The organism is Halovulum sp. GXIMD14794, assembly GCF_054457455.1.
This window is the reverse complement of the sequence record NZ_JBTLNF010000009.1, coordinates 65,524-84,229: the sequence shown is the minus strand read 5'-3', so window position 1 is coordinate 84,229 and position 18,706 is coordinate 65,524. Positions and strand designations below refer to the sequence as shown.

At 67.8% G+C, this 18,706-nt stretch carries 19 protein-coding genes; 13 read left to right on the top strand and 6 right to left on the bottom strand.

Translation table 11 applies throughout. The annotated features are described in order from the left end of the window. Window positions 1-213: 213 nt before the first annotated feature. The 5 genes from ACW9UR_RS21140 to ACW9UR_RS21120 are packed head-to-tail and all read left to right on the top strand — an operon-like array spanning window position 214 to window position 5,477. Window positions 214-1,182 (top strand): ABC transporter substrate-binding protein, encoded by a 969-nt coding sequence (locus ACW9UR_RS21140; RefSeq protein WP_458919053.1) that lies wholly within the window; start codon window positions 214-216, stop codon window positions 1,180-1,182. A 48-nt stretch (window positions 1,183-1,230) separates the two neighbouring features. Further along, a complete protein-coding gene (locus tag ACW9UR_RS21135; protein WP_458919052.1) occupies window positions 1,231-2,775 on the top strand; it encodes a sugar ABC transporter ATP-binding protein in 1,545 nt (514 codons plus the stop codon). Beyond that, window positions 2,772-3,767 carry an ABC transporter permease gene (locus tag ACW9UR_RS21130; protein ID WP_458919051.1) on the top strand — a complete coding sequence of 332 codons (996 nt, stop codon included), beginning with the start codon at window positions 2,772-2,774 and terminating at the stop codon, window positions 3,765-3,767. Before ACW9UR_RS21135 ends, ACW9UR_RS21130 begins: the two co-directional genes overlap by 4 nt. A gap of 1 nt (window position 3,768) precedes the next feature. Next, entirely contained in the window at window positions 3,769-4,755 is a 987-nt protein-coding gene (locus ACW9UR_RS21125) for an ABC transporter permease (protein ID WP_458919050.1), read from the top strand. Further along, complete coding sequence (locus ACW9UR_RS21120) at window positions 4,752-5,477, top strand: SDR family oxidoreductase (RefSeq protein WP_458919049.1); 726 nt, start codon at window positions 4,752-4,754, stop codon at window positions 5,475-5,477. The genes ACW9UR_RS21125 and ACW9UR_RS21120 overlap by 4 nt, the downstream gene beginning before the upstream one ends. Here ACW9UR_RS21120 and ACW9UR_RS21115 read toward each other — a convergent pair. Continuing rightward, window positions 5,474-6,901, bottom strand: coding sequence for a sulfatase-like hydrolase/transferase (locus ACW9UR_RS21115; protein WP_458919048.1), 1,428 nt, complete (start codon window positions 6,899-6,901; stop codon window positions 5,474-5,476). The genes ACW9UR_RS21120 and ACW9UR_RS21115 overlap by 4 nt on opposite strands. A gap of 76 nt (window positions 6,902-6,977) precedes the next feature. On the opposite strand from ACW9UR_RS21115, the gene ACW9UR_RS21110 reads away from it, so the two are divergent. After that, window positions 6,978-7,922, top strand: coding sequence for a LysR family transcriptional regulator (locus ACW9UR_RS21110; RefSeq protein WP_458919047.1), 945 nt, complete (start codon window positions 6,978-6,980; stop codon window positions 7,920-7,922). A gap of 73 nt (window positions 7,923-7,995) precedes the next feature. On the opposite strand, the gene ACW9UR_RS21105 is transcribed toward ACW9UR_RS21110, so the two are convergent. Further along, the gene (locus tag ACW9UR_RS21105; RefSeq protein ID WP_458919046.1) at window positions 7,996-8,958 is read right to left on the bottom strand and encodes a homocysteine S-methyltransferase family protein; all 963 of its coding nucleotides are present in this window, start codon (window positions 8,956-8,958) and stop codon (window positions 7,996-7,998) included. Between the two features lie 212 nt (window positions 8,959-9,170). Continuing rightward, window positions 9,171-11,945 carry an aconitate hydratase AcnA gene (gene acnA / locus ACW9UR_RS21100; RefSeq protein ID WP_458919045.1) on the bottom strand — a complete coding sequence of 925 codons (2,775 nt, stop codon included), beginning with the start codon at window positions 11,943-11,945 and terminating at the stop codon, window positions 9,171-9,173. A 173-nt stretch (window positions 11,946-12,118) separates the two neighbouring features. Between acnA and ccmA the strand changes: the two genes are divergently transcribed. From ccmA to ACW9UR_RS21070, 6 genes are all read left to right on the top strand, one after another. Next, window positions 12,119-12,769, top strand: a complete 651-nt coding sequence (ccmA, locus tag ACW9UR_RS21095; protein ID WP_458919044.1) for a heme ABC exporter ATP-binding protein CcmA — start codon at window positions 12,119-12,121, stop codon at window positions 12,767-12,769. After that, window positions 12,766-13,422, top strand: coding sequence for a heme exporter protein CcmB (ccmB, locus tag ACW9UR_RS21090; protein WP_458919043.1), 657 nt, complete (start codon window positions 12,766-12,768; stop codon window positions 13,420-13,422). Before ccmA ends, ccmB begins: the two co-directional genes overlap by 4 nt. A 96-nt stretch (window positions 13,423-13,518) precedes the next feature. Next, entirely contained in the window at window positions 13,519-13,911 is a 393-nt protein-coding gene (locus ACW9UR_RS21085; RefSeq protein ID WP_458919042.1) for a c-type cytochrome, read from the top strand. A 96-nt stretch (window positions 13,912-14,007) separates the two neighbouring features. Beyond that, window positions 14,008-14,751, top strand: coding sequence for a heme ABC transporter permease (locus tag ACW9UR_RS21080; RefSeq protein WP_458919041.1), 744 nt, complete (start codon window positions 14,008-14,010; stop codon window positions 14,749-14,751). Then, window positions 14,751-14,909, top strand: coding sequence for a heme exporter protein CcmD (ccmD, locus tag ACW9UR_RS21075; RefSeq protein WP_458919040.1), 159 nt, complete (start codon window positions 14,751-14,753; stop codon window positions 14,907-14,909). The genes ACW9UR_RS21080 and ccmD overlap by 1 nt, the downstream gene beginning before the upstream one ends. Further along, window positions 14,902-15,471 carry a DsbE family thiol:disulfide interchange protein gene (locus tag ACW9UR_RS21070; RefSeq protein ID WP_458919039.1) on the top strand — a complete coding sequence of 190 codons (570 nt, stop codon included), beginning with the start codon at window positions 14,902-14,904 and terminating at the stop codon, window positions 15,469-15,471. The genes ccmD and ACW9UR_RS21070 overlap by 8 nt, the downstream gene beginning before the upstream one ends. Window positions 15,472-15,552: 81 nt before the next feature. On the opposite strand, the gene ACW9UR_RS21065 is transcribed toward ACW9UR_RS21070, so the two are convergent. Together ACW9UR_RS21065 and ACW9UR_RS21060 are read right to left on the bottom strand one after the other, a co-directional pair. After that, window positions 15,553-16,152 carry an inner membrane-spanning protein YciB gene (locus ACW9UR_RS21065; protein WP_458919038.1) on the bottom strand — a complete coding sequence of 200 codons (600 nt, stop codon included), beginning with the start codon at window positions 16,150-16,152 and terminating at the stop codon, window positions 15,553-15,555. A 15-nt stretch (window positions 16,153-16,167) separates the two neighbouring features. Beyond that, on the bottom strand, window positions 16,168-17,073 hold the full coding sequence (locus ACW9UR_RS21060; protein ID WP_458919037.1) for an EamA family transporter: 906 nt from the start codon (window positions 17,071-17,073) through the stop codon (window positions 16,168-16,170). A 71-nt stretch (window positions 17,074-17,144) separates the two neighbouring features. On the opposite strand from ACW9UR_RS21060, the gene ACW9UR_RS21055 reads away from it, so the two are divergent. Continuing rightward, complete coding sequence (locus ACW9UR_RS21055) at window positions 17,145-17,603, top strand: MgtC/SapB family protein (protein ID WP_458919036.1); 459 nt, start codon at window positions 17,145-17,147, stop codon at window positions 17,601-17,603. On the opposite strand, the gene ftsY is transcribed toward ACW9UR_RS21055, so the two are convergent. Next, a complete protein-coding gene (gene ftsY, locus ACW9UR_RS21050; RefSeq protein WP_458919035.1) occupies window positions 17,600-18,661 on the bottom strand; it encodes a signal recognition particle-docking protein FtsY in 1,062 nt (353 codons plus the stop codon). The two genes, ACW9UR_RS21055 and ftsY, sit on opposite strands and share 4 nt — an antisense overlap. Window positions 18,662-18,706 lie beyond the last annotated feature (45 nt).

The window sequence follows — 18,706 nt, the reverse complement described above, 5'->3', positions numbered from 1 at the left end:
CCAACTCGCCTGTATCCGGCGATTTTGGTGTAACAATACATTTCCAGACAGCGCCGTGCAGCAATTTGTTACAAAGCCGGCACCATGCGCCTGCGAAAGCCGCGTTAGCGTACGCCCAGAAGCGGGGCAAACCCCGCCGCAAGCCCCTTTCCCGAGGGGCGGGAGAACCAGACCAGGCCCGCGCAAGCCGGGCACCACATGCGGAGGAAACGGATGAACATTCTCAAGATCACTGCAGCCGTCGCGGCGCTGTCGATTTCCGGCGGCGCCCTGGCGCAGGACATGCCCAAGCTGGAGCAGAAAGAGCGCTACAAGGTCGGCTTCAGCCAGATGGAATCGAACAACCCCTGGCGCATCGCCGAGACCAAGTCGTTCCACGACACCGCCGAAAGCTGCGGCTGGGACCTGATCGCGACCGACGCCGCCGGGTCGGCCGCCAAGCAGGTCGCCGACGTGGACTCGATGATCGCGCAGGGCATCGACGTGCTGTTCCTGCCCCCGCGCGAGGAAAAGCCGCTGATCCCCGCCGTGATGAAGGCCAAGGCCGCCGGCATCCCGACCTTCCTCGTCGACCGCTCGGTCGATCCGGCGGTGGCGCAGGCGGGCACGCACTACATCGCCTTCCTCGGCTCGGACTTCATCGAGCAGGGCAACCGCGCCGCCGAGTGGCTGATCGAGAACTTCGAGGGCGACAAGGGCGTGATCGTCGAGCTTGAGGGCACCACCGGCTCCTCGCCCGCGAACGACCGCAAGAAGGGCTTCGACGACCGCATCCTGCAGGATGACCGGTTCGAGATCGTCGCCAGCCAGTCCGGCGACTTTGCCCGCGACCTGGGCCGTCAGGTCATGGAGACGCTGCTTCAGGCGCACCCGGACGTGAACGTGGTCTATGCCCACAACGACGAGATGGCGATCGGCGCGATCCAGGCGCTGGAGCTTGCCGGCCGCAAGCCCGGCGAGGACGTAACAATCGTCTCGATCGACGGCACCCGCGACGCGCTGCAGGCGATCATCGACGGCAAGATGGGCGTCACGGTCGAAAGCTCGCCCTTCTTCGGCCCGCTCGCCTGTGACGTGATGAAGCGCTACGCCGCCGGCGAGGAGATCGAGCCCTGGGTGAAGGTCGAGGACCGGATCTTCACGGCCGAAAACGCCGCCGACCACATCGACGAAGCCTACTGAGGCACGGCCGGGCGCGCGGCCTCTCGCGCGCCCGCCACCAGGACCCAGATGCGGCCCCTACTCGACATTCAGAACGTCACCAAGGCGTTCGCCGGCGTGACCGCGCTTGCCGACGCGAACCTTTCCGTCGCCGAGGGCGAGGTCCACGCGCTGATCGGCCAGAACGGCGCGGGCAAATCCACGCTCATCAAGATCCTGACCGGCGTCTACCGCCGCGACGGCGGGCAGATCACCTTCCGCGGTCAGCCCTCGACCATCTCCGGCACGCGTGAGGCGCAGGAGAACGGCATCTCGACCATCTACCAGGAACTGAACCTGGTCCCGCAGCGCAGCGTCACCGAAAACGTCGTCATGGGCTACGAGCCGCGCCGCTGGGGCGGGCTCGTCCACTGGCCCGAGGCGAACCGGCGCACCCGCGAGATCCTCGCCCGCTTCGGCATAGACATCGACGTGACCGCCCAATTGGGCAGCTATTCCACCGCCATCCAGCAGCTTGTCGCCATCGCCCGCGCGGTCTCGCTGGATGCGAAACTGGTCATCATGGACGAGCCGACTTCCTCGCTCGACGAACGCGAGACCGAGGTGCTGTTTTCGGTGATCCACGACCTCAAGACCTCGGGCGTTTCGGTCCTTTACGTCTCGCATTTCCTGGACGAGCTGTTCCGCGTCTGCGACCGCGTCACGGTCATGCGCGATGGACGCGACGTGGCCTGCCGCGACCTCGGCACCACCAGCAAGATCGAGCTGATCGCCGACATGCTGGGCCGCAAGATCGAGGACGTCCGCGCCTCGGGTCTGACCGACCTCGGCGGCCAGGCGCTGGAACTGGGCGAGACGCTGATCGAGGCCAAGGGCATCGCCTCGGGTCCGCGCCTGCGCCGCGTCGACCTCGACGTGCGCCGGGGAGAGATCGTCGCGCTTGGCGGGCTGCTCGGCTCGGGCCGGACCGAGGCCGCACGCGCGCTCTTCGGGATCGACCCGCTGACCGCCGGAGAGGTGCGCGTGAAGGGCACCGACCAGCCCCCCGCCGCCCCCGCCAAGGCCATCGCCGCGCACATGGGCTTCCTGACCGAGGACCGGAAGGCCGAGGGCATCATCCCGGACATGTCCGTGCGCGAGAACCTGACGCTCGCGCTGCTGCCCAAACTGACCAACGGCGTCACCATAGACCGCGCGCAGGAACGCGAGATCGTCGCCCGCTTCATCGAGACGCTCGGCATCAAGACCGCCGACATGGAGCAGCCAATCAAGGAACTGTCGGGCGGCAACCAGCAGAAGGTGCTGTTCGCCCGCTGGCTGGCGACCGAGCCGGACCTGCTGATCCTCGATGAACCCACGCGCGGCGTGGACGTGGGCGCGAAACTGGAGATCCAGGCGATCATCCGCGAATTCGTCGAACAGGGCCGCGGCGTGCTGCTGATCTCGTCCGAGTTCGAGGAACTGATCGAGGGCGCCGACCGCATCGTGGTCCTGCAAGAGGGCCGCTCGGTCGCCGTGCTCGAGAACCCCGGCCTGACCGAGAACGAGCTGGTCCACGCCATCGCCCACCACTACGACCCCGAAACGGATCCCGCAGAGGAGCCCGCGCAATGAGCATCGAAGCCGCCCCCGGCCCCGCCGCGCGCCGAAGCCCCGTGTTCTCGGGCCCATGGCTGCGCAACAACGCCGGGCTGATCGCGCTGGCCGTGCTGCTGGTCTTCAACATCGCGGTAACGCCCAACTTCCTGGAACTGCAGACGCTGTTCGTGAACATCAGCCAGGTCGCGACCATCGCCATCGTCGCCATCGGCATGACGGTCGTGATCGCTACCGGCGGGATCGACCTCAGCGTCGGCGCGGTCATGGCGCTGGCCGGCGCGCTCGCCCCGCTGATCTTCGGGTCCAGCTTCGGCCTCGCCTACCCGGTGCTGGGCGTCGCCGCCGCAATCCTGATCCCGCTGCTGGTCGCCGCAGCGTGCGGCGCGATGAACGGCGCGCTGGTCAGCTATGTCGGCGTGCAGCCGATCATCGCGACGTTGATCCTGTTCATCTCGGGGCGGGGCGTCGCGCAAGTGCTGACCAACGGCAACCTGCAGACCTTTTCCAACCCGATGTTCGACTACCTCGGAACCGGGCGGATCCTCGGCCTGCCCTTTCAGGGCTGGCTGACGCTGGTCATCGCCATCGCCGTGTTCTGGGCCGTGAACCGCACGCTCTTCGGACGCTACCTGCTGGCCATCGGCGGCAACGAGAAGGCGGCGAAACTGTCCGGCTCCCCGGTGCGCCGCGTCAAGATCGGCGCCTACATGCTCTGCGCCACCCTCGCCGGGCTGGCGGGGCTGATCGTGGTCGCGATCAACTCGGCCTCGGACGCGGGGCGCAACGGCAACCTGATGGAGCTTGACGCCATCGCCGCCGCCGTCGTCGGAGGCGCGGTGCTTCAGGGCGGCCGCGCGCCGATCTTCGGTGCGGTGCTGGGCGCGGTCATCATCCAGCTGGTGAAATACACCCTGCTCGCCAACGGGGTCGAGGACGAGGTCGCGCTGATCGCCAAGGCCGCGATCATCGTCGCCGCCGTCGCCATCCAGCAGGCCGGAAGGGACTGACATGGACGCTTACGCCATCGACCTGCGCCGCCATATAGGCCGCAACCCGCAATCCATCGGCATCTGGATCGCGCTGGCCCTGCTGATCGCCTTCGGCCTGTTCCGCTACGAGAACTTCGGCGGCAGCTACAACATCGTCTCGTTCCTGAACTACAACTCGATGTTCGTGCTGATCGCCATCGGCATGTGCTTCGTCATCATGACCGGCGGCATCGACCTTTCGGTCGGATCGGTCGCGGCCTTCACCTCGGTCGTCGCGGCCTACATGTCGCCCTACGGCATCCAGATCGCCCTGCCCGCAGGCGTGGCGGCCGGTGTCGCCATCGGCGCGGTGAACGCCTTCATCATCATCGTGCTCAGGGTGCCACCCTTTATCGCGACACTCGCGGCGATGCTGGGCGCCAAAGGCGGTGCGCTGGTGCTGTCCGGGGCGCAGACGATCTCGGTCGACTGGACGTCGAACTTCACCAAGATGGGCATGGGCAGCGCCTTTGGCCTGCTGCCGTGGACGATCCTGATCGTCATCGCAGTCACCCTCGCCGCCTGGATCCTGCTGGAGCAGACCTCGCTCGGCCGCACGATCCTGGCCATCGGCGGCTCCGAGGAAGCCTCGGACCTGATGGGCCTGCGCGTGAACCGCGCCAAGGCCTTCGTCTACATGTTCTCTGGCGGCTGCGCCGGGCTTGCGGGCGTGTTCCTCGCCTCGGGCTATGGCGCGGGTCAACCGCTCGAAGGCATCGGCTGGGAGCTCTCGGCCATCGCCTCGGTGGTCGTCGGCGGCACGCTGCTAACGGGCGGCATGGGCTCGGTCCCCGCCACGGTGGCGGGGGCGCTGGTGCTGGGTCTCGTCTTCAATCTGCTCAATTTCGAAAACGGACGCGGCACGATCAGCCTCTCGGCCTATTGGCAGATGGTGATCCGGGGCGCCTTCCTGTTCGTGGTGATCCTGATCCAGAGCCGCGTGAGCGGCACCCGGCGGCGGACATGAGCTTCACCGGCAAGACAGTTATCATCACCGGCGCCGGCAAGGGAATTGGGCTGGAGACCGCCCGCCACCTCGCCGCGCAAGGCGCGCAGATCGTCGCCATCGCCCGCACGCAAGCCGACCTCGATGCGCTGGCGGCCGAAACCGGTGCGCGCACCATCGCCGCCGACCTCGGCGATCCCGCGCAGGCCCGCCGGGCCGCGAAGGACGCTCTGCCCGCCGACCTGCTGGTCAACTGCGCGGGCATGAACATCCTCGAGCCCTTCCTCGAGATGACCGACGAGGCGTTCGACCGGGTCTACGCCGTCAACACCCGCGCCGCCTATATCGTCGCGCAGGAATACGCCCGCGCCCGCATCGCGGCGGGCGGCGGCGGGGCGATCGTCAACGTCTCGTCCATGTCGGCGCTGGTGGGATTCGCGGACCACGCCGCCTATTGCGCGTCGAAAGCCGGGCTCGACGGTCTATCACGGGTCATGGCCAACGAGCTTGGCCCCCACGGCATCCGCGTCAACTGCATCAACCCCACGGTCACCTGGACCGACCTCGCCGCCGAAGCGTGGAGCGACCCGGCCAAGTCCGAGCCGATGCTCGCCCGCATCCCCCTCGGCCGCTTCGCCGAGACCGGCGACATCGCCTCGATCATCGCCTTCCTGCTGTCGGACGCATCGGCCTTCCTGAACGGCACCTCGATCCCGGTCGATGGAGGCCTTCTCACCCGCTAGGCAGGCGCGGGCGTGAACGGGATATCGGCACTGCCCTGGATCCCCTCGCGCCCGCCATTGGCCGCAATCACCTGCGCCTGGTCGGCGAATGCACGGGCGTTGACCTCTTCGGGATCGCAGATCGCGCGCAACTCCGCCTCCATAGCGGCGCGCACCCGTTCGAACCCGGGATCGGCCCCCAGGTCGGCGCGCTCGCCCGGATCCGCCTCCAGATCGAACAGCTGAGCCCGCTGCCCGACATAGTACACCAGCTTCCACTTCCCCTTGCGCAGCATGAACACACCAGTATCCGCGCCGGCCGCGTGATACTCGGCGAATACCGCCCGGTCCGGGTCCGCGCCCCGAGCCAACTCGATCAGCGACCGCCCGACCCAGGCCCCGTCCCCGGCGCAACCAGTCCCCTGCGCCGCCGTCGGCGCCACGTCCACCAGCGACACGGGCGTGTCAACGACTGCACCCTCGGGCACATCCGCTCCGGTCAGGATCATCGGCACGCCGCAGGAATCGTCGTACATCACCGACTTGCCCCACATCCCCCGGCTGCCAAGGTTATCGCCGTGATCCGAGCTATAAAGCACCCGCGTGCCGCCCGCCTGCCCGGTCTCCTCCAGCACGCGCAGCAGATCGCCGATCAACTGGTCGATCCGCGTCACCATGCCGAAATAGGCCCGCAGTGCGACGGCCCGCCGCTCGTCGTCGAAATACCGGTCGTAGTCCATGAAGCCACGCATCCGGTTCAGCGTCGGATGGTCCGCGGGCGGCGCATCCAGCCCGGCGCGCAATTCCGCCAGCGGGACGCCCTCGTAAAGGTCGTAGCAAGCCTCCGGCGCGATCAGCGGGAAATGCGGCATCACGAAATGCACGCAGAGCACAAAAGGCCGCGCATCGCCCGAGGCCGCGCGGGCCCGCAGCCACTCCGCCGCACGCGCCGCGATCCGCGTGTCATACTCCGAGTAGCTGCTGCTCCCGCGCCCCGCCATTCGCGCCATGTCGGCATTTCCGGCCTTGGGCGGCAGCTCTTCGCGGAACAGCGCCTTCAGATCGCCCTTGCCGTCAACGACATGCAGCGCCAGCAACTCGTCCGAGAACCCGTAGTCGTCGCCGCCCCGGTAATGCAGCTTGCCCACCAGCCCGACGTCGACGCCCTGCCGGCCCAGCGCCGCATGCCAGCTTTCCGGCGTGCCGGTATAGGGGGTCGCATTGTCCCAGCAGCGGACCTCGTGAACATAGCGCCCGGTCGCCAGCGAGGCGCGCGAGGGCACGCAGATCGGGCTGTTGCAATAGGCGCTGGTGAACCGCGTACCGCGCGCCGCCAGCGCATCCAGGTTGGGCGTCCGAACAAGATGCCCGGCGCGGCCCAGCACCCGAGGGTGATGCTCGTCGGACAGGATGAACAACAGGTTCTGCGGGCGCGGCTCGGGCACGGACAATCCTCCTTCGATATGGCTCCAGCCTAGATCCAAGACCCATCCACCGTTACCGGCTTTGTCGCCGCATCACATGCCGAACCGGAATACCGGGCTTTTCGCCCGCCGCGTCCCCGCCTATGCTCGCGGCATGGAAACCCAGCACATCGCCCTCGTCCGCACCATCGCCGAGCATGGCAACATCTCGGGCGCCGCGCGCAGCCTCGGGCTGACGCAGCCGGCGCTGACCAAGATCGTCTCCCGCGTCGAGGACCTGATGGGCGCCAAGCTCTTCGACCGCAACCCGCGCGGCGTCACGCTGACCCCGTTCGGAGAGCTGTTCCTCGCCAGAATGGAGCGCGTCGAGGACGAGATGCAGGCCCTCTCAGCCGAGATCCGGTCGCGCAAGCAGGGCCTGACCGGCACCGTCTCGGTCGGCGTCGGGCAGTTCTGGCTGGGGCGCATCCTGCCGAACGTGATCCTGCGCCTGACCGCCAGCGCGCCGGGTGTGCAGGTCCGCATTCGCACCGGCCCGCGCGAGGAATTGATCCAGCACCTGCGCGACGGCGACACCGATCTGATGCTGGGGCGGATCACCGACGATTTGCCCGACGGGCTGGTCGGCGAGTCGGTCGCCCGCGTCGGCATGTACCTGATTGCCAGAAAGGATCACCCGTTGACCCGGCTTGGCCGCGATCCCAGCCGCGCGGAACTGCACGACTACGGTTGGATCCTGCCGCCCAGCCCGGACCCGACGGTGCGCTACGCCTTCACCGATTTCGACCTCGAACCGCCCGAGCCGCGCGTCGAGGCGCTCTCGCGCCACCTGGTGTTCGATCTGCTGCGTGGCTCGGACATGGTCTCGATCATGCCGGACCTCGCGCTTGACGCCCTGCCCGAGGGGCTGGTGCGCCTCAACGCCGACTGGCTCGGCTGGTCGCGCAAGGCCGGGGTGATCCGCCACGCGGGCCGCACCATGCTGCCCTGCACCGAACAGTTTCTCGCCGAACTGCGCGCCGAGACGTCCGCCCGGCGGTGATCCCGCTTTCTCTATCCTCCAAAATACTCCCGCCGGAGGCCCCCGATGGCCCGGCCGCGCCGCGCCCGCCGGATCAGTCGACAGCCTCCAGCCGCGCCGCCCGTACCGCCTCGGCGATCAGGCCAAGGTGCCGGTCCCAGCTGCCGCAACAGCCGCCCCAGATGTCGACCTGCGGATAGCGCCGGGCGAGATCCCCCATCATCGCGGCCAGCTCCTCGGGGTCGCCCTCCTCGATATGGCCCAGCTTGCACAGCGCCACCTTCTCCATCTTCGCCGCGTTCGGCCGCAGAGAGCGAAGCCGCCGGCTCCAGTCTCCCGGCTCCAGCGCCGGTTCGAACTCCAGCGGGTGCGAGCAGTTGATCCCGTAGGACTCCGGCGCCGCCTCTCCGGCCCGAGCGTCGGTTTCCTCGATCGCCTCGCGCAGCGACGGCCCCGAGCGCAGGCGCGAGTCCCCGGTCAGCGTGAACGACAGGTTCACCGGAAGCCCGGCCGAGGCCGCGGCGCGGCTCAGGCCCACCGCTTCGGGGATGTTGTTGAAGGTCGCGGCCCAGACCAGGTCGACGCCACAGGCGCGCAGGGTCTCCAACTGGGTCGCGTGGTATTCCTCGGCGCTTTCCTCGGTGATGTCACGGTTCAGCGCATAGGCATCGCCGCGTGGCCCGACGCTGCCGCAGATCGCGATCCGCGGCAGATGCCCCTCGTAGGGCCGCGCCACCTCGCGCAGGAAGTCGATGCAGCGAACCTGCATGTCGGCGAGCGCTTCGTCGGAATAGCCCAGCTTCCTGCCCCAATCCGGGCTGGCGCGATAGTCCAGCCCCGCCATCAGCGCAGCGAATCCGTGCTCCGCCGCCTGGTCGAGATAGCGGCGGTACATGCCCCGCAGGTCCTCCATCGCCTGTGCGACGTCGACCAGCTCGAACATGGCGAACTCCCGCAAGGGGTGGCCGTGGCGGTACATCATCTCGGTCTCGGTCCCGCCCTCGGCGAGATAGAGAAGGCCGGGCTCCTGCGGGTGGAAACGGGCGGCTTCGGGCATGGCGCAAACTCCTTTCCCAGAAAGCCACCCTAACAGATTCCGGCCCCAAATGCGCCGTTCATGAAGTTTTAAGGAACTAACACGCTTTAAAATCAAAGGCTTAAGGGGGTTTTCACGATGAAATCGCCAGTTTTCACGATGAAACCGTCGCCCCGAAAACGAAAAGGCCGGGCGCTAGGCCCGGCCTTTCCGATGCTTTCGGCTGGCGTAAATCAGGCCGCCTTGGCCAGGTTCCGAAGCACATAGTGCAACACGCCGCCGTTCTCGATGTACTCGATCTCGACCGCGGTATCGATCCGGCACTTGAGGGTGATCTCCTTCTTAGTGCCGTCCGCATAGGTGATCGTGCAGGGCACTTCCGACAGCGGCTTGACGGTATCGAGCCCCTTGATGTCGAAGGTCTCCGCGCCGGTCAGGTTCAGCGTCTTGCGGGTGTCGCCGCCGGTGAACTCGAACGGGATCACACCCATGCCCACCAGGTTCGAGCGGTGGATACGCTCGAAGCTCTCGGCGATCACGGCCTTGACGCCCAGCAGCGCGGTGCCCTTCGCCGCCCAGTCGCGGGACGACCCGGCGCCGTACTGCTCGCCGCCGATCACGACCAGCGGGGTGCCCTGTTTCTGGTACTCCATCGCCGCATCGAAGATCGCCGCCTGCTCGCCCGACGGAGCCTTGGTGTAGCCGCCCTCGACGCCATCCAGCATCTCGTTCTTGATGCGGATGTTGGCGAAGGTGCCGCGCATCATGATCTCGTGGTTGCCGCGACGCGAGCCGTAGGAGTTGAAGTCGCGCACCGGCACTTGGCGCTCGGTCAGGTACTTGCCGGCGGGCGTGGTGTCCTTGAACGACCCGGCGGGCGAGATGTGGTCCGTCGTGATCATGTCACCCAGAAGGGCCAGCATCCGCGCCCCCTCGATGTTCTCGATGGACTTGGTCTCCATCGTGATGCCCTGGAAGTACGGCGGGTTCTGCACATAGGTCGAGGCAGCCGGCCAGTCGTAGGTCTTCTGGTCGGTGGTCTCGACGCCCTGCCACTTCTCGTCGCCCTTGAAGACGTCGGCGTACTTGGACTGGAAGGCCTCGCGCGTCACGGTCTTCTCGACCAGTTCCGCGATTTCAGCCTGCGACGGCCAGATGTCCTTGAGGTAGACGTCGTTTCCGTTCTTGTCCTTGCCCAGCGACGCGGTGGTGATATCGACGTTCATGTCGCCCACCAGCGAGTAGGCAACGACAAGCGGCGGCGAGGCCAGGTAGTTGGCGCGCACGTCGGGGCTGATCCGGCCCTCGAAGTTGCGGTTGCCCGACAGCACCGAGACGCCGATCAGGTCGTTGTCGTTGATGCACTTCGATATCTCGGGCGCCAGCGGGCCCGAGTTGCCGATGCAGGTGGTGCAGCCATAGCCGACCAGGTTGAAGCCGATGGCGTCCAGATCGTCCTGAAGACCGGCGGCCTCGAGGTAGGCGGACACGACCTGCGAGCCTGGCGCCAGCGAGGTCTTCACCCAGGGCTTGCGGGTCAGGCCAAGCTCGTGCGCCTTGCGGGCGACGAGGCCGGCGCCGATCATCACATAGGGGTTCGAGGTGTTGGTGCACGAGGTGATCGAGGCGATCACGATCGAGCCGTCGTGCATCTGGTAGCCGTGCTCCTCGGTCGCGACGAAACCACGTTTGTGGTGGCCCTCGTCACCGGGGATGTCGACCGGCTCGGGCTGGCCGCCCTCGCCTTCCCAGCGGACCTCGGCGCTTTCGGAGGCGTCCTTGCCCGCGCGCTGGCCCTTCACGTACTCGCCGAACGCCTTGGCGGCATTGTCGAGCGCGATGTAGTCCTGCGGGCGCTTCGGACCCGAGATCGCGGGCACGATGGTGCCCATGTCGAGGTGCAGCGTGTCGGTGTAGACCGGGGCATAATCCGCGCCGCGCCAAAAGCCGTTCTCCTTGGCATAGGCCTCAACCAGCGCCACGCGGTCCTCGTCGCGGCCGGTGTTGCGCAGGTAGCGCAGCGTCTCGTCGTCGATCGGGAAGAAGCCACAGGTCGCGCCATATTCGGGGGCCATGTTGGCAATGGTGGCACGATCCGCCAACGGCAGGTGATCGAGGCCGGCGCCGTAGAATTCGACGAACTTGCCGACAACGCCCTTCTCGCGCAGCATCTCGACGACCTTCAGCACCAGGTCGGTGCCGGTGGTGCCCTCGACCATCGCGCCGGTCAGCTCGAAACCGACGACCTCGGGGATAAGCATCGAGATCGGCTGGCCCAGCATGGCGGCCTCAGCCTCGATACCGCCCACGCCCCAGCCCAGAACGGCTGCGCCGTTGACCATGGTGGTGTGCGAGTCGGTGCCGACCAGCGTATCGGGATAGGCGACTTCAACGCCGTTCTGGTCCGCATCGGTCCAGACGGTCTGCGCGAGGTATTCCAAGTTCACCTGGTGGCAGATGCCGGTCCCCGGCGGCACGACGCGGAAGTTGTTGAACGCCTTCTGCCCCCACTTGAGGAAGGTGTAGCGCTCCATGTTCCGCTCGTACTCGCGGTCCACGTTCATCTGGAAGGCGCGCGGGTTGCCGAACTCGTCGATCATCACCGAGTGGTCGATGACCAGGTCGACCGGGTTCAGCGGGTTGATTTTCTCGGGATCGCCGCCCAGGGCCACGATGCCGTCGCGCATCGCGGCAAGGTCGACCACAGCGGGAACGCCGGTGAAGTCCTGCATCAGCACGCGGGCCGGACGATAGGCGATCTCGCGCGGGTTTTTGCCGCCCTTTTCGGCCCACTCCGAGAATGCCTTGATGTCGTCCGTCGAGACGGTCTTGCCGTCCTCGAAGCGCAGCATGTTCTCCAGTACCACCTTGAGTGCGGCGGGCAGGCGGCTGAAGTCGCCCAGGCCGGCCTTCTCGGCGGCTTCAATCGAGTAATAGGCGATTTCCTTGCCGCCGACGCTGAGCGTGCGGCGGGTGTTGGCGCTGTCGGTCCCGACGGTAATCGGCATTGGACACCCCTCTCTGGCTGGATGGCTGGTGTAAGGCTGGCTCGGCGCCTCTCTATCCCCTTTCACGGGGGCCTAGCAAGGCGGGCGAAACAATTTGTGTACGATTGCATACAGAAAATCGCACTTGCCGTCCAGCCCTTGCCAAGCGCCGCGTTCCGGGTATGGCTGGCGCAATGACCCTGACGGCCGAAGATCTGACCTGCCGCCGTGGTGCGGACCGCCTGTTCGCGCCCGTCTCTTTCGTGCTCGAGGATGGCGGGGCGCTGCTGCTCCAGGGCCCAAACGGTGCGGGCAAGACGACGCTGCTGCGGGCCATCGCGGGATTGGGCGCGCGGCCCGAGGGGCGAATCGCGATCGACGGCGCCGCGCCGTGGGAACAGGACGGCGCCGTCGCGCTCACCGGCCATCTCGACGCGATCAAACCTGGCCTGACCGTTGCCGAGAACCTTGGCTTCTGGGCTGCGCTACACGGCCGCCCCGAGGCGGTCGGCGCTGCGCTGGAGACCTTCGGGCTCGGCAGTTTCCGCGACCGGCTGGCGGGGCGGCTATCGGCCGGGCAGAAGCGGCGACTGGGTCTGGCGCGGCTTGCGGTGGACGGCGCGCGGCTGTGGCTGCTGGACGAGCCGACGGTCTCGCTGGATGCCGAGAACACCGAGGCGCTGGGGCGCGTGATCTCCGATCATCAGGCGCGGGGCGGCATGGCGCTGATCGCGACCCACCTGCCGGTCCCGGTCGAAGCGGCGACGCTTCGGCTGGAGCCGCTCGCCCCAATGATGGAGCCAGGCCACGAGGCCGACCCCTTTCTGGCGGAGCTTGAGACATGAGCGCGCTGCTGAGCCGCGAACTCGTGCTTGCCCTGCGCGCCGGAGGCGGCGCGGCGCAGGGGCTGGTCTTCTTCCTGATCGTGATACTGCTGGTCCCGTTCGGCGTCGGGCCGGAGCCCGGCGCGCTGTCCACCGTCGCCCCCGGCACGCTCTGGATCGCGGCGCTGCTGTCGTGCCTGGTGACGCTGGATCGCCTGTTCCAGACCGATTTCGAGGACGGCAGCCTGGATGCGCTGGCGCTCTCGCCGCTGCCGCTGGAAGCCGTGGCCGGGGTCAAGGCGGCAGCGCACTGGCTGACGACCGGCCTCCCGCTGACGGTGATCGCACCTCTGCTCGCGCTGACCCTGCAACTGCCGGGGCCCGCATATCCGTGGCTTATCGCTGCACTTGCCGTGGGCACCCCGGCGCTGAGCTTCCTCGGCGGGATCGGCGCGGCGCTAACCCTGGGCCTGAGGCGCGGCGGGCTGCTGACCGGCGTGCTGACGCTGCCGCTCTATATCCCGACGCTGATCTTCGGCGCGCGCACGGTCGTCGCAGCCGCCGAAGGTCAGGACCCGATCCCCGCGCTGGCGCTGACAGCGGCGCTCACCCTGGGCATTCTCGCCCTCGCTCCCTTCGCCACCGCCCGTATCCTGCGCATCCAGATCCGCTGACCCTGCCTTGACGGGGATCAAGGCGCGCAGGCCATGTCGCGCCCAGACTTTCCTTGCGGTCCACCGCACGGGCCGCCGTTGTGGGAGGGACTACTCGTGAAAAGAACTGCACTTCTGGGCATCGCCATGGTGGCGATCGCCGGGGCCGCCTCGGCCGAGCAACTGGGCGAGCGGGAGTACATGAACTCCTGCGTGGCCTGCCACGGCGCCGGAGGCAAGGGCGGTGGAGAGATCTCCGAACTGCTTACGGTCGACATCCCGGACCTGACCACGATTGCCGCGCGCAACGACGGCGAGTTTCCGATGCTCGAGGTGATCCAGATCATCGATGGCCGCACCGGTGTGCGCGGTCACGGCGGACCGATGCCGCTCTGGGGCGACCGCTATGCCGTCGAGATCGGCGAGAGTGCGGGCCCGTATGGCGCCGAACTCGCGATCCGCGGCCGTGTGCTGTCGCTCGCCTACTACCTGGAGTCCATTCAGGAATGAGCCGGGCGCGCCCGGCTTCCGGGCCGGGCGCGCAAATCGCCGCAAGGTGAGCCATGCCGCATTGCGCGCGGCGAACGCTCGGACTACCTCTTGGCCATGTCGTTGTGGAGATACGCCAATCCCGTCGAGTTCATGCGCCTGTCCGGGCGGGCGATGCCCGTGCTCTGGGCGCTGACGGCGGCGTGCCTGGGCATCGGGCTGGTCTGGGGCTTCTTCTTCACCCCCGACGATTTCCGCCAGGGCTCCACGGTCAAGATCATCTACCTGCATGTTCCGGCGGCACTGATGGCGATCAACGCCTGGATCATGATGCTCGTCGCCTCGCTGATCTGGGCGATCCGGCGGCACCACGTTTCGGCGCTTGCGGCGCGGGCGGCGGCCCCGGTCGGTGCGACGTTCACGCTCGTCGCGCTGGTGACCGGCGCGCTTTGGGGCCAGCCGATGTGGGGCACCTGGTGGGCCTGGGACCCGCGGCTGACCAGCTTCCTGATCCTCTTCGTCTTCTACCTCGGCTATATGGCCTTGTGGGAGGCCGTCGAGGACCCGGAAAAGGCCGCTGACCTGACCGCCGCGCTGGCCATGGTCGGATCGGTCTTCGCGCTGCTCTCGCGTTACGCGGTCCTGTTCTGGAACCAGGGCCTGCACCAGGGCGCGTCACTGTCGCTCGACAAGGAAGAGAACGTCGCAGACGTGTTCTACCTGCCGCTTCTGGTGTCGATGGCGGGCTTCGTTCTTTTGTTCGTGACGCTGGTGCTGCTGCGTACAAGGACCGAGATCCGCTTGCGCCGCCTGCGTGCGCTGGAGCTGCGCGCCGGCCGCGTCGCGGAAGGAGCCGCCTGATGCCGGATCTCGGAGATTATGCCGGCGCCGTTCTGGGCGCCTATGCCGCCTCGGGCGTGCTGATCGGCGGGCTGGTGGTGCTGAGCGTGCTGCGCGCACGCCGGGTCCGCGCCGCCCTGCGCCGTGCCGAGGCGAAGGAAGGACGAACCCATGTCTGAACAGCAGACCGAACCGACCCGCCGCGGCTTCAACTGGCTGCTGCTGATCCCGCCCCTGGCCTTCCTGGCCTTCGCCGGCGTGCTGCTGCTGGGCCTCGGACGCGAAGCCCCGGACGAGCTGCCCTCCGCGCTTGCCGGGCGGCAGGCGCCCGCGCTTGATCTGCCGCCGCTCGAAGGCCTCGACAGCCCCGCACCGGGGCCCGAGGCGCTGACCGCCGACGGCATCAAGCTGGTGAACTTCTGGGCCAGCTGGTGCGGTCCCTGCCGCGCCGAGCATCCCACGCTCGAAGCGATGGCGGACGTGGGCGTTCCGATCATCGGCGTGAACTACAAGGATCAGCCCGGCGACGCGCGCGGCTTCCTGCGGGAACTCGGGAACCCCTACGCGTCGGTCGGTGTCGACGATACCGGCCGCACCGGCATCGACTGGGGCCTCTACGGCGTCCCCGAAACCTTCGTGATCGACTCGGAAGGAAAGGTGCTGTTGCGCCACCCCGGCCCGATCACCCGCGACATCTACGAAAAGCGCTTCGCCCCGCTGCTGAACGTCGCGCTCGACTGACCCGAAGGCGGCACGCCCCGCCTTCCACTTTCCTCAAATATCCCCGCCGGAGGCACGCGGCGCGTCAGCGCCGCGCCCGCTTCAGTCTTCCTCGGGCATATGCCGGCGCAGCAGCGGGTACTGCGTCGCCAGGAACCCCACGGTCAGGATGAACTGCCCAAAGGTGTCGAGCCAGATCCAAGCCTCCTCGCCCAGCACGCGCCAGACGAACTCGTTGAAGACCGACATGAACACGAAGAAGAGCACCCAGTTGCGGGTGAAGGCGATCCAGCCCTCGTCGCTGAGCGGCATGACCGGGCCCATCAGGTACTGCAGATAGGACCGTCCCTGCCCCCACAGCCCAACGCCGAGGATCAGCGCGAACAGGCCATAGACCACCGTCGGCCGCATCTTGGTGAACGTGTCGTCGTTCAGCCAGACGGTCAGTCCCCCGAACAGCACCACGACGATCGCGGTAAAGACCGACATCCGCGGCAGGCTCCGGGTCAGCGCCCAGCTGACCCCAAGGCTCGCCAGCATCAGCGGCACGAAAACCGCGGTCGCAGCGACGACGGCGCCGTAGGTCTGCCCGCCGAACTCCACAGGGCGGTCCTGGAAATACTGGTAGGCCAGGAAATAGACCGCGACCGGCCCCAGCTCGAGCGCCATCTTCATCAGCGGGTTCAGTTCCTTGACCGCCATGCGTCCTCCGTCTTCTCAGCTTCCGCCGAATTCCACCACCACTGCGCCCAGCGCGATCAGCGCCATCAGCAGCGCGCGCACCGGGCCGACCGTCTCTTTCAGGAACAGCCAGCCGATCAGCGCGGCGAACACCGCCGAGGTCTCGCGCAGTACCGCGGCTTCGCCCACCTTGTCGAGACGCGTCGCCAGCATCACCGAGCCGAAGCTGACATAGGCGATCAGCGCGCCCAGAAAACCCCGCGCCAGCAGCGGCCCCGGCGAGGGCCGGTCGGCCATCCGCCGCCAGCGGCGCATCGCCAGGAACGGGAAGGCCAGCCCGTCCACAACGAAGAACCACGCCAGAAAGGTGAAGGGATTCGCCGTCGAGCGTATCCCCCAGGCGTCATAGACCGTGTAGGCCGCGACGATGATTCCGGTCCCGAACGCCAGCGCCAGCGCCGCCCGCAGGGCCGGCAGGTCGACCTGCGCCCGCGAAAGGTTCCAGGCCGCCAGCCCGAAGATTCCGCCCGAAAGCAGCAGCACCCCGCCCCATTGCGTCAGTGTGAACGCCTCGCCGAAGACAACCCAGGCGCCCAGCACGGTTATCAGCGGCCCGGTGCCGCGCACGACCGGGTAGACCACGGTGTAGGCCGCCCGCTCGTAGGCCATCGCCAGCACGTATTTGTAGGCGGTGTGGATCACGAAAGCCCCGGCCAGGATGCCCCAGACCGCCGGCTCCGGGCGCGGCACCACGAACAGCGCCACCGGCAGCGCGCCCAGCGCGTAGAACCCGTCGATCGCGCCCCGCGTGACCCAGGGATCGAAGCGCCATTTCTGCAGCGCGCCGAAAATCGCGTGCGAGAACGCCGACAGCAGCGCCAGGGCCATCGCCAGCGTCGCGCCGTCCGGTGTGCCCTCCAGACCCTGGATCAGCTCGGCCATTGTCCGCCGCTCCCTTGAAGCGCGCCCGCGCCGATCCATACTGATCCGGCATGTTGAGCCAGGATTTCTTCATGCCTTACAGCGGCCTGCCCCTCGAGGTGGTGGTGCTGCGCATGTTCGCCGCGATGATTCTCGGCGGCGTCATCGGATTCGAGCGCGAAGCCCGGGACCGTCCCGCCGGGCTTCGGACACATATCTCGATCAGCCTCGCGGCCTGTCTGTTCACGCTGATCGCCTTCGAAATGCTTGCGATGCCCGAGCCAGTCGACGGCGACGGCCGCCTGAGGATCGACCCGCTGCGCCTGATCGAGGCCGTGACCTCGGGCGTCGCCTTCCTTGCGGCGGGGTCGATCATCACGTCTGGGGGAAAGGTCAAGGGGCTGACCACAGGGGCCAGCATGTGGCTCGCGGGTGCGATCGGGCTGGCGTGCGGCTCGGGCAACCTCGTCCTCGGCGCCATCGCCGCGGTCCTGGTGCTTATCGTGCTGGCCGCGCTGCGCTGGATGAAACACCAGTTCGGCTGGGATTAGCCGGCGGCCCCGGGCTGCGCATCCTGCCCGGTCAGCGCGGCGGCAAATTCGGCCGGATCGAAGGGCTGCAGATCGTCGATCTGCTCGCCCACGCCGATGGCATGGATCGGTAGCCGGAACCGGTCGGCGAGCGCCACCAGAACCCCGCCCTTGGCGGTGCCGTCGAGCTTGGTCATCACCAGCCCCGTCACATCGGCCACCTCACGGAAGATCCGCACCTGCTCCAGCGCGTTCTGCCCGGTGGTCGCGTCCAGCACCAGCAGCGTGTTGTGCGGCGCCTCCGGGTCGCGCTTGCGCAGAACCCGGACGATCTTGGCCAGTTCCTCCATCAGGTCCTTGCGGTTCTGCAGGCGCCCGGCGGTGTCGATCATCAGCAGGTCCGCGCCCTCGGCCTCGGCTCGGGCCAGCGCGTCGAACGCGAGGCTTGCCGGGTCCGATCCCTCGGGCGCGGTCATCACCGGCACCCCCGCGCGCTCGCCCCAGACCTGAAGCTGCTCGACGGCGGCGGCGCGAAACGTGTCACCCGCGGCGATCACCACCTTCTTGCCCGCGTCGCGAAACTGGCTCGCCAGCTTGCCGATGGTCGTCGTCTTGCCCGAGCCGTTCACGCCCACGACCAGCACGACCTGCGGCTTCTTCGGGAACAGCGGCATGGGCCGGGCGACCGGTTCGAGGATCGCGGCGATCTCGTCGCCCAGCAGCCGCTTGATCTCGGACGCGCCCAGCTTCCGCCCGAACCGCCCTTCGGCCATGTTCGACGAGACCTTCAGCGCGGTTTCGACCCCCATGTCTGCGCTGATCAGCAGCTCCTCGAGGCTTTCGAGCATGGCGTCGTCCAGCACCCGTTGCGGCTCGGCAGGCGCGCGCCCGGTCAGCCGCCCCAGCAACCCCGAACGCGGCGCGGCAGCCGGACCGGCAGGCGCAGGCACATCGACGGCAGGCGCTTCGGGCTCCGTCTCAGGCGCGGCCAGTGCCTCCTCGACCAGCGCATCGATACCCTCCTCGAGCTTCGTCGAGGATTTGAACAGCCGGTCCTTGAGCTTGCTGAAAAACGCCATCGCACGCGCCCCTTATCCAATCCCGAACCACCTAATACGCCGGCG

Excerpts from the sequence above, each read along its gene's own strand:
- ACW9UR_RS21140 (WP_458919053.1), top strand. The coding sequence starts at position 214 with ATGAACATTCTCAAGATCACTGCAGCCGTCGCGGCGCTGTCGATTTCC.
- ACW9UR_RS21135 (WP_458919052.1), top strand. The coding sequence starts at position 1,231 with ATGCGGCCCCTACTCGACATTCAGAACGTCACCAAGGCGTTCGCCGGC.
- ACW9UR_RS21130 (WP_458919051.1), top strand. The coding sequence starts at position 2,772 with ATGAGCATCGAAGCCGCCCCCGGCCCCGCCGCGCGCCGAAGCCCCGTG.
- ACW9UR_RS21125 (WP_458919050.1), top strand. The coding sequence starts at position 3,769 with ATGGACGCTTACGCCATCGACCTGCGCCGCCATATAGGCCGCAACCCG.
- ACW9UR_RS21120 (WP_458919049.1), top strand. The coding sequence starts at position 4,752 with ATGAGCTTCACCGGCAAGACAGTTATCATCACCGGCGCCGGCAAGGGA.
- ACW9UR_RS21110 (WP_458919047.1), top strand. The coding sequence starts at position 6,978 with ATGCCGAACCGGAATACCGGGCTTTTCGCCCGCCGCGTCCCCGCCTAT.
- ACW9UR_RS21105 (WP_458919046.1), bottom strand. The coding sequence starts at position 8,958 with ATGCCCGAAGCCGCCCGTTTCCACCCGCAGGAGCCCGGCCTTCTCTAT.
- acnA (WP_458919045.1), bottom strand. The coding sequence starts at position 11,945 with ATGCCGATTACCGTCGGGACCGACAGCGCCAACACCCGCCGCACGCTC.
- ccmA (WP_458919044.1), top strand. The coding sequence starts at position 12,119 with ATGACCCTGACGGCCGAAGATCTGACCTGCCGCCGTGGTGCGGACCGC.
- ccmB (WP_458919043.1), top strand. The coding sequence starts at position 12,766 with ATGAGCGCGCTGCTGAGCCGCGAACTCGTGCTTGCCCTGCGCGCCGGA.
- ACW9UR_RS21080 (WP_458919041.1), top strand. The coding sequence starts at position 14,008 with ATGTCGTTGTGGAGATACGCCAATCCCGTCGAGTTCATGCGCCTGTCC.
- ccmD (WP_458919040.1), top strand. The coding sequence starts at position 14,751 with ATGCCGGATCTCGGAGATTATGCCGGCGCCGTTCTGGGCGCCTATGCC.
- ACW9UR_RS21070 (WP_458919039.1), top strand. The coding sequence starts at position 14,902 with ATGTCTGAACAGCAGACCGAACCGACCCGCCGCGGCTTCAACTGGCTG.
- ACW9UR_RS21065 (WP_458919038.1), bottom strand. The coding sequence starts at position 16,152 with ATGGCGGTCAAGGAACTGAACCCGCTGATGAAGATGGCGCTCGAGCTG.
- ACW9UR_RS21060 (WP_458919037.1), bottom strand. The coding sequence starts at position 17,073 with ATGGCCGAGCTGATCCAGGGTCTGGAGGGCACACCGGACGGCGCGACG.
- ACW9UR_RS21055 (WP_458919036.1), top strand. The coding sequence starts at position 17,145 with ATGCCTTACAGCGGCCTGCCCCTCGAGGTGGTGGTGCTGCGCATGTTC.
- ftsY (WP_458919035.1), bottom strand. The coding sequence starts at position 18,661 with ATGGCGTTTTTCAGCAAGCTCAAGGACCGGCTGTTCAAATCCTCGACG.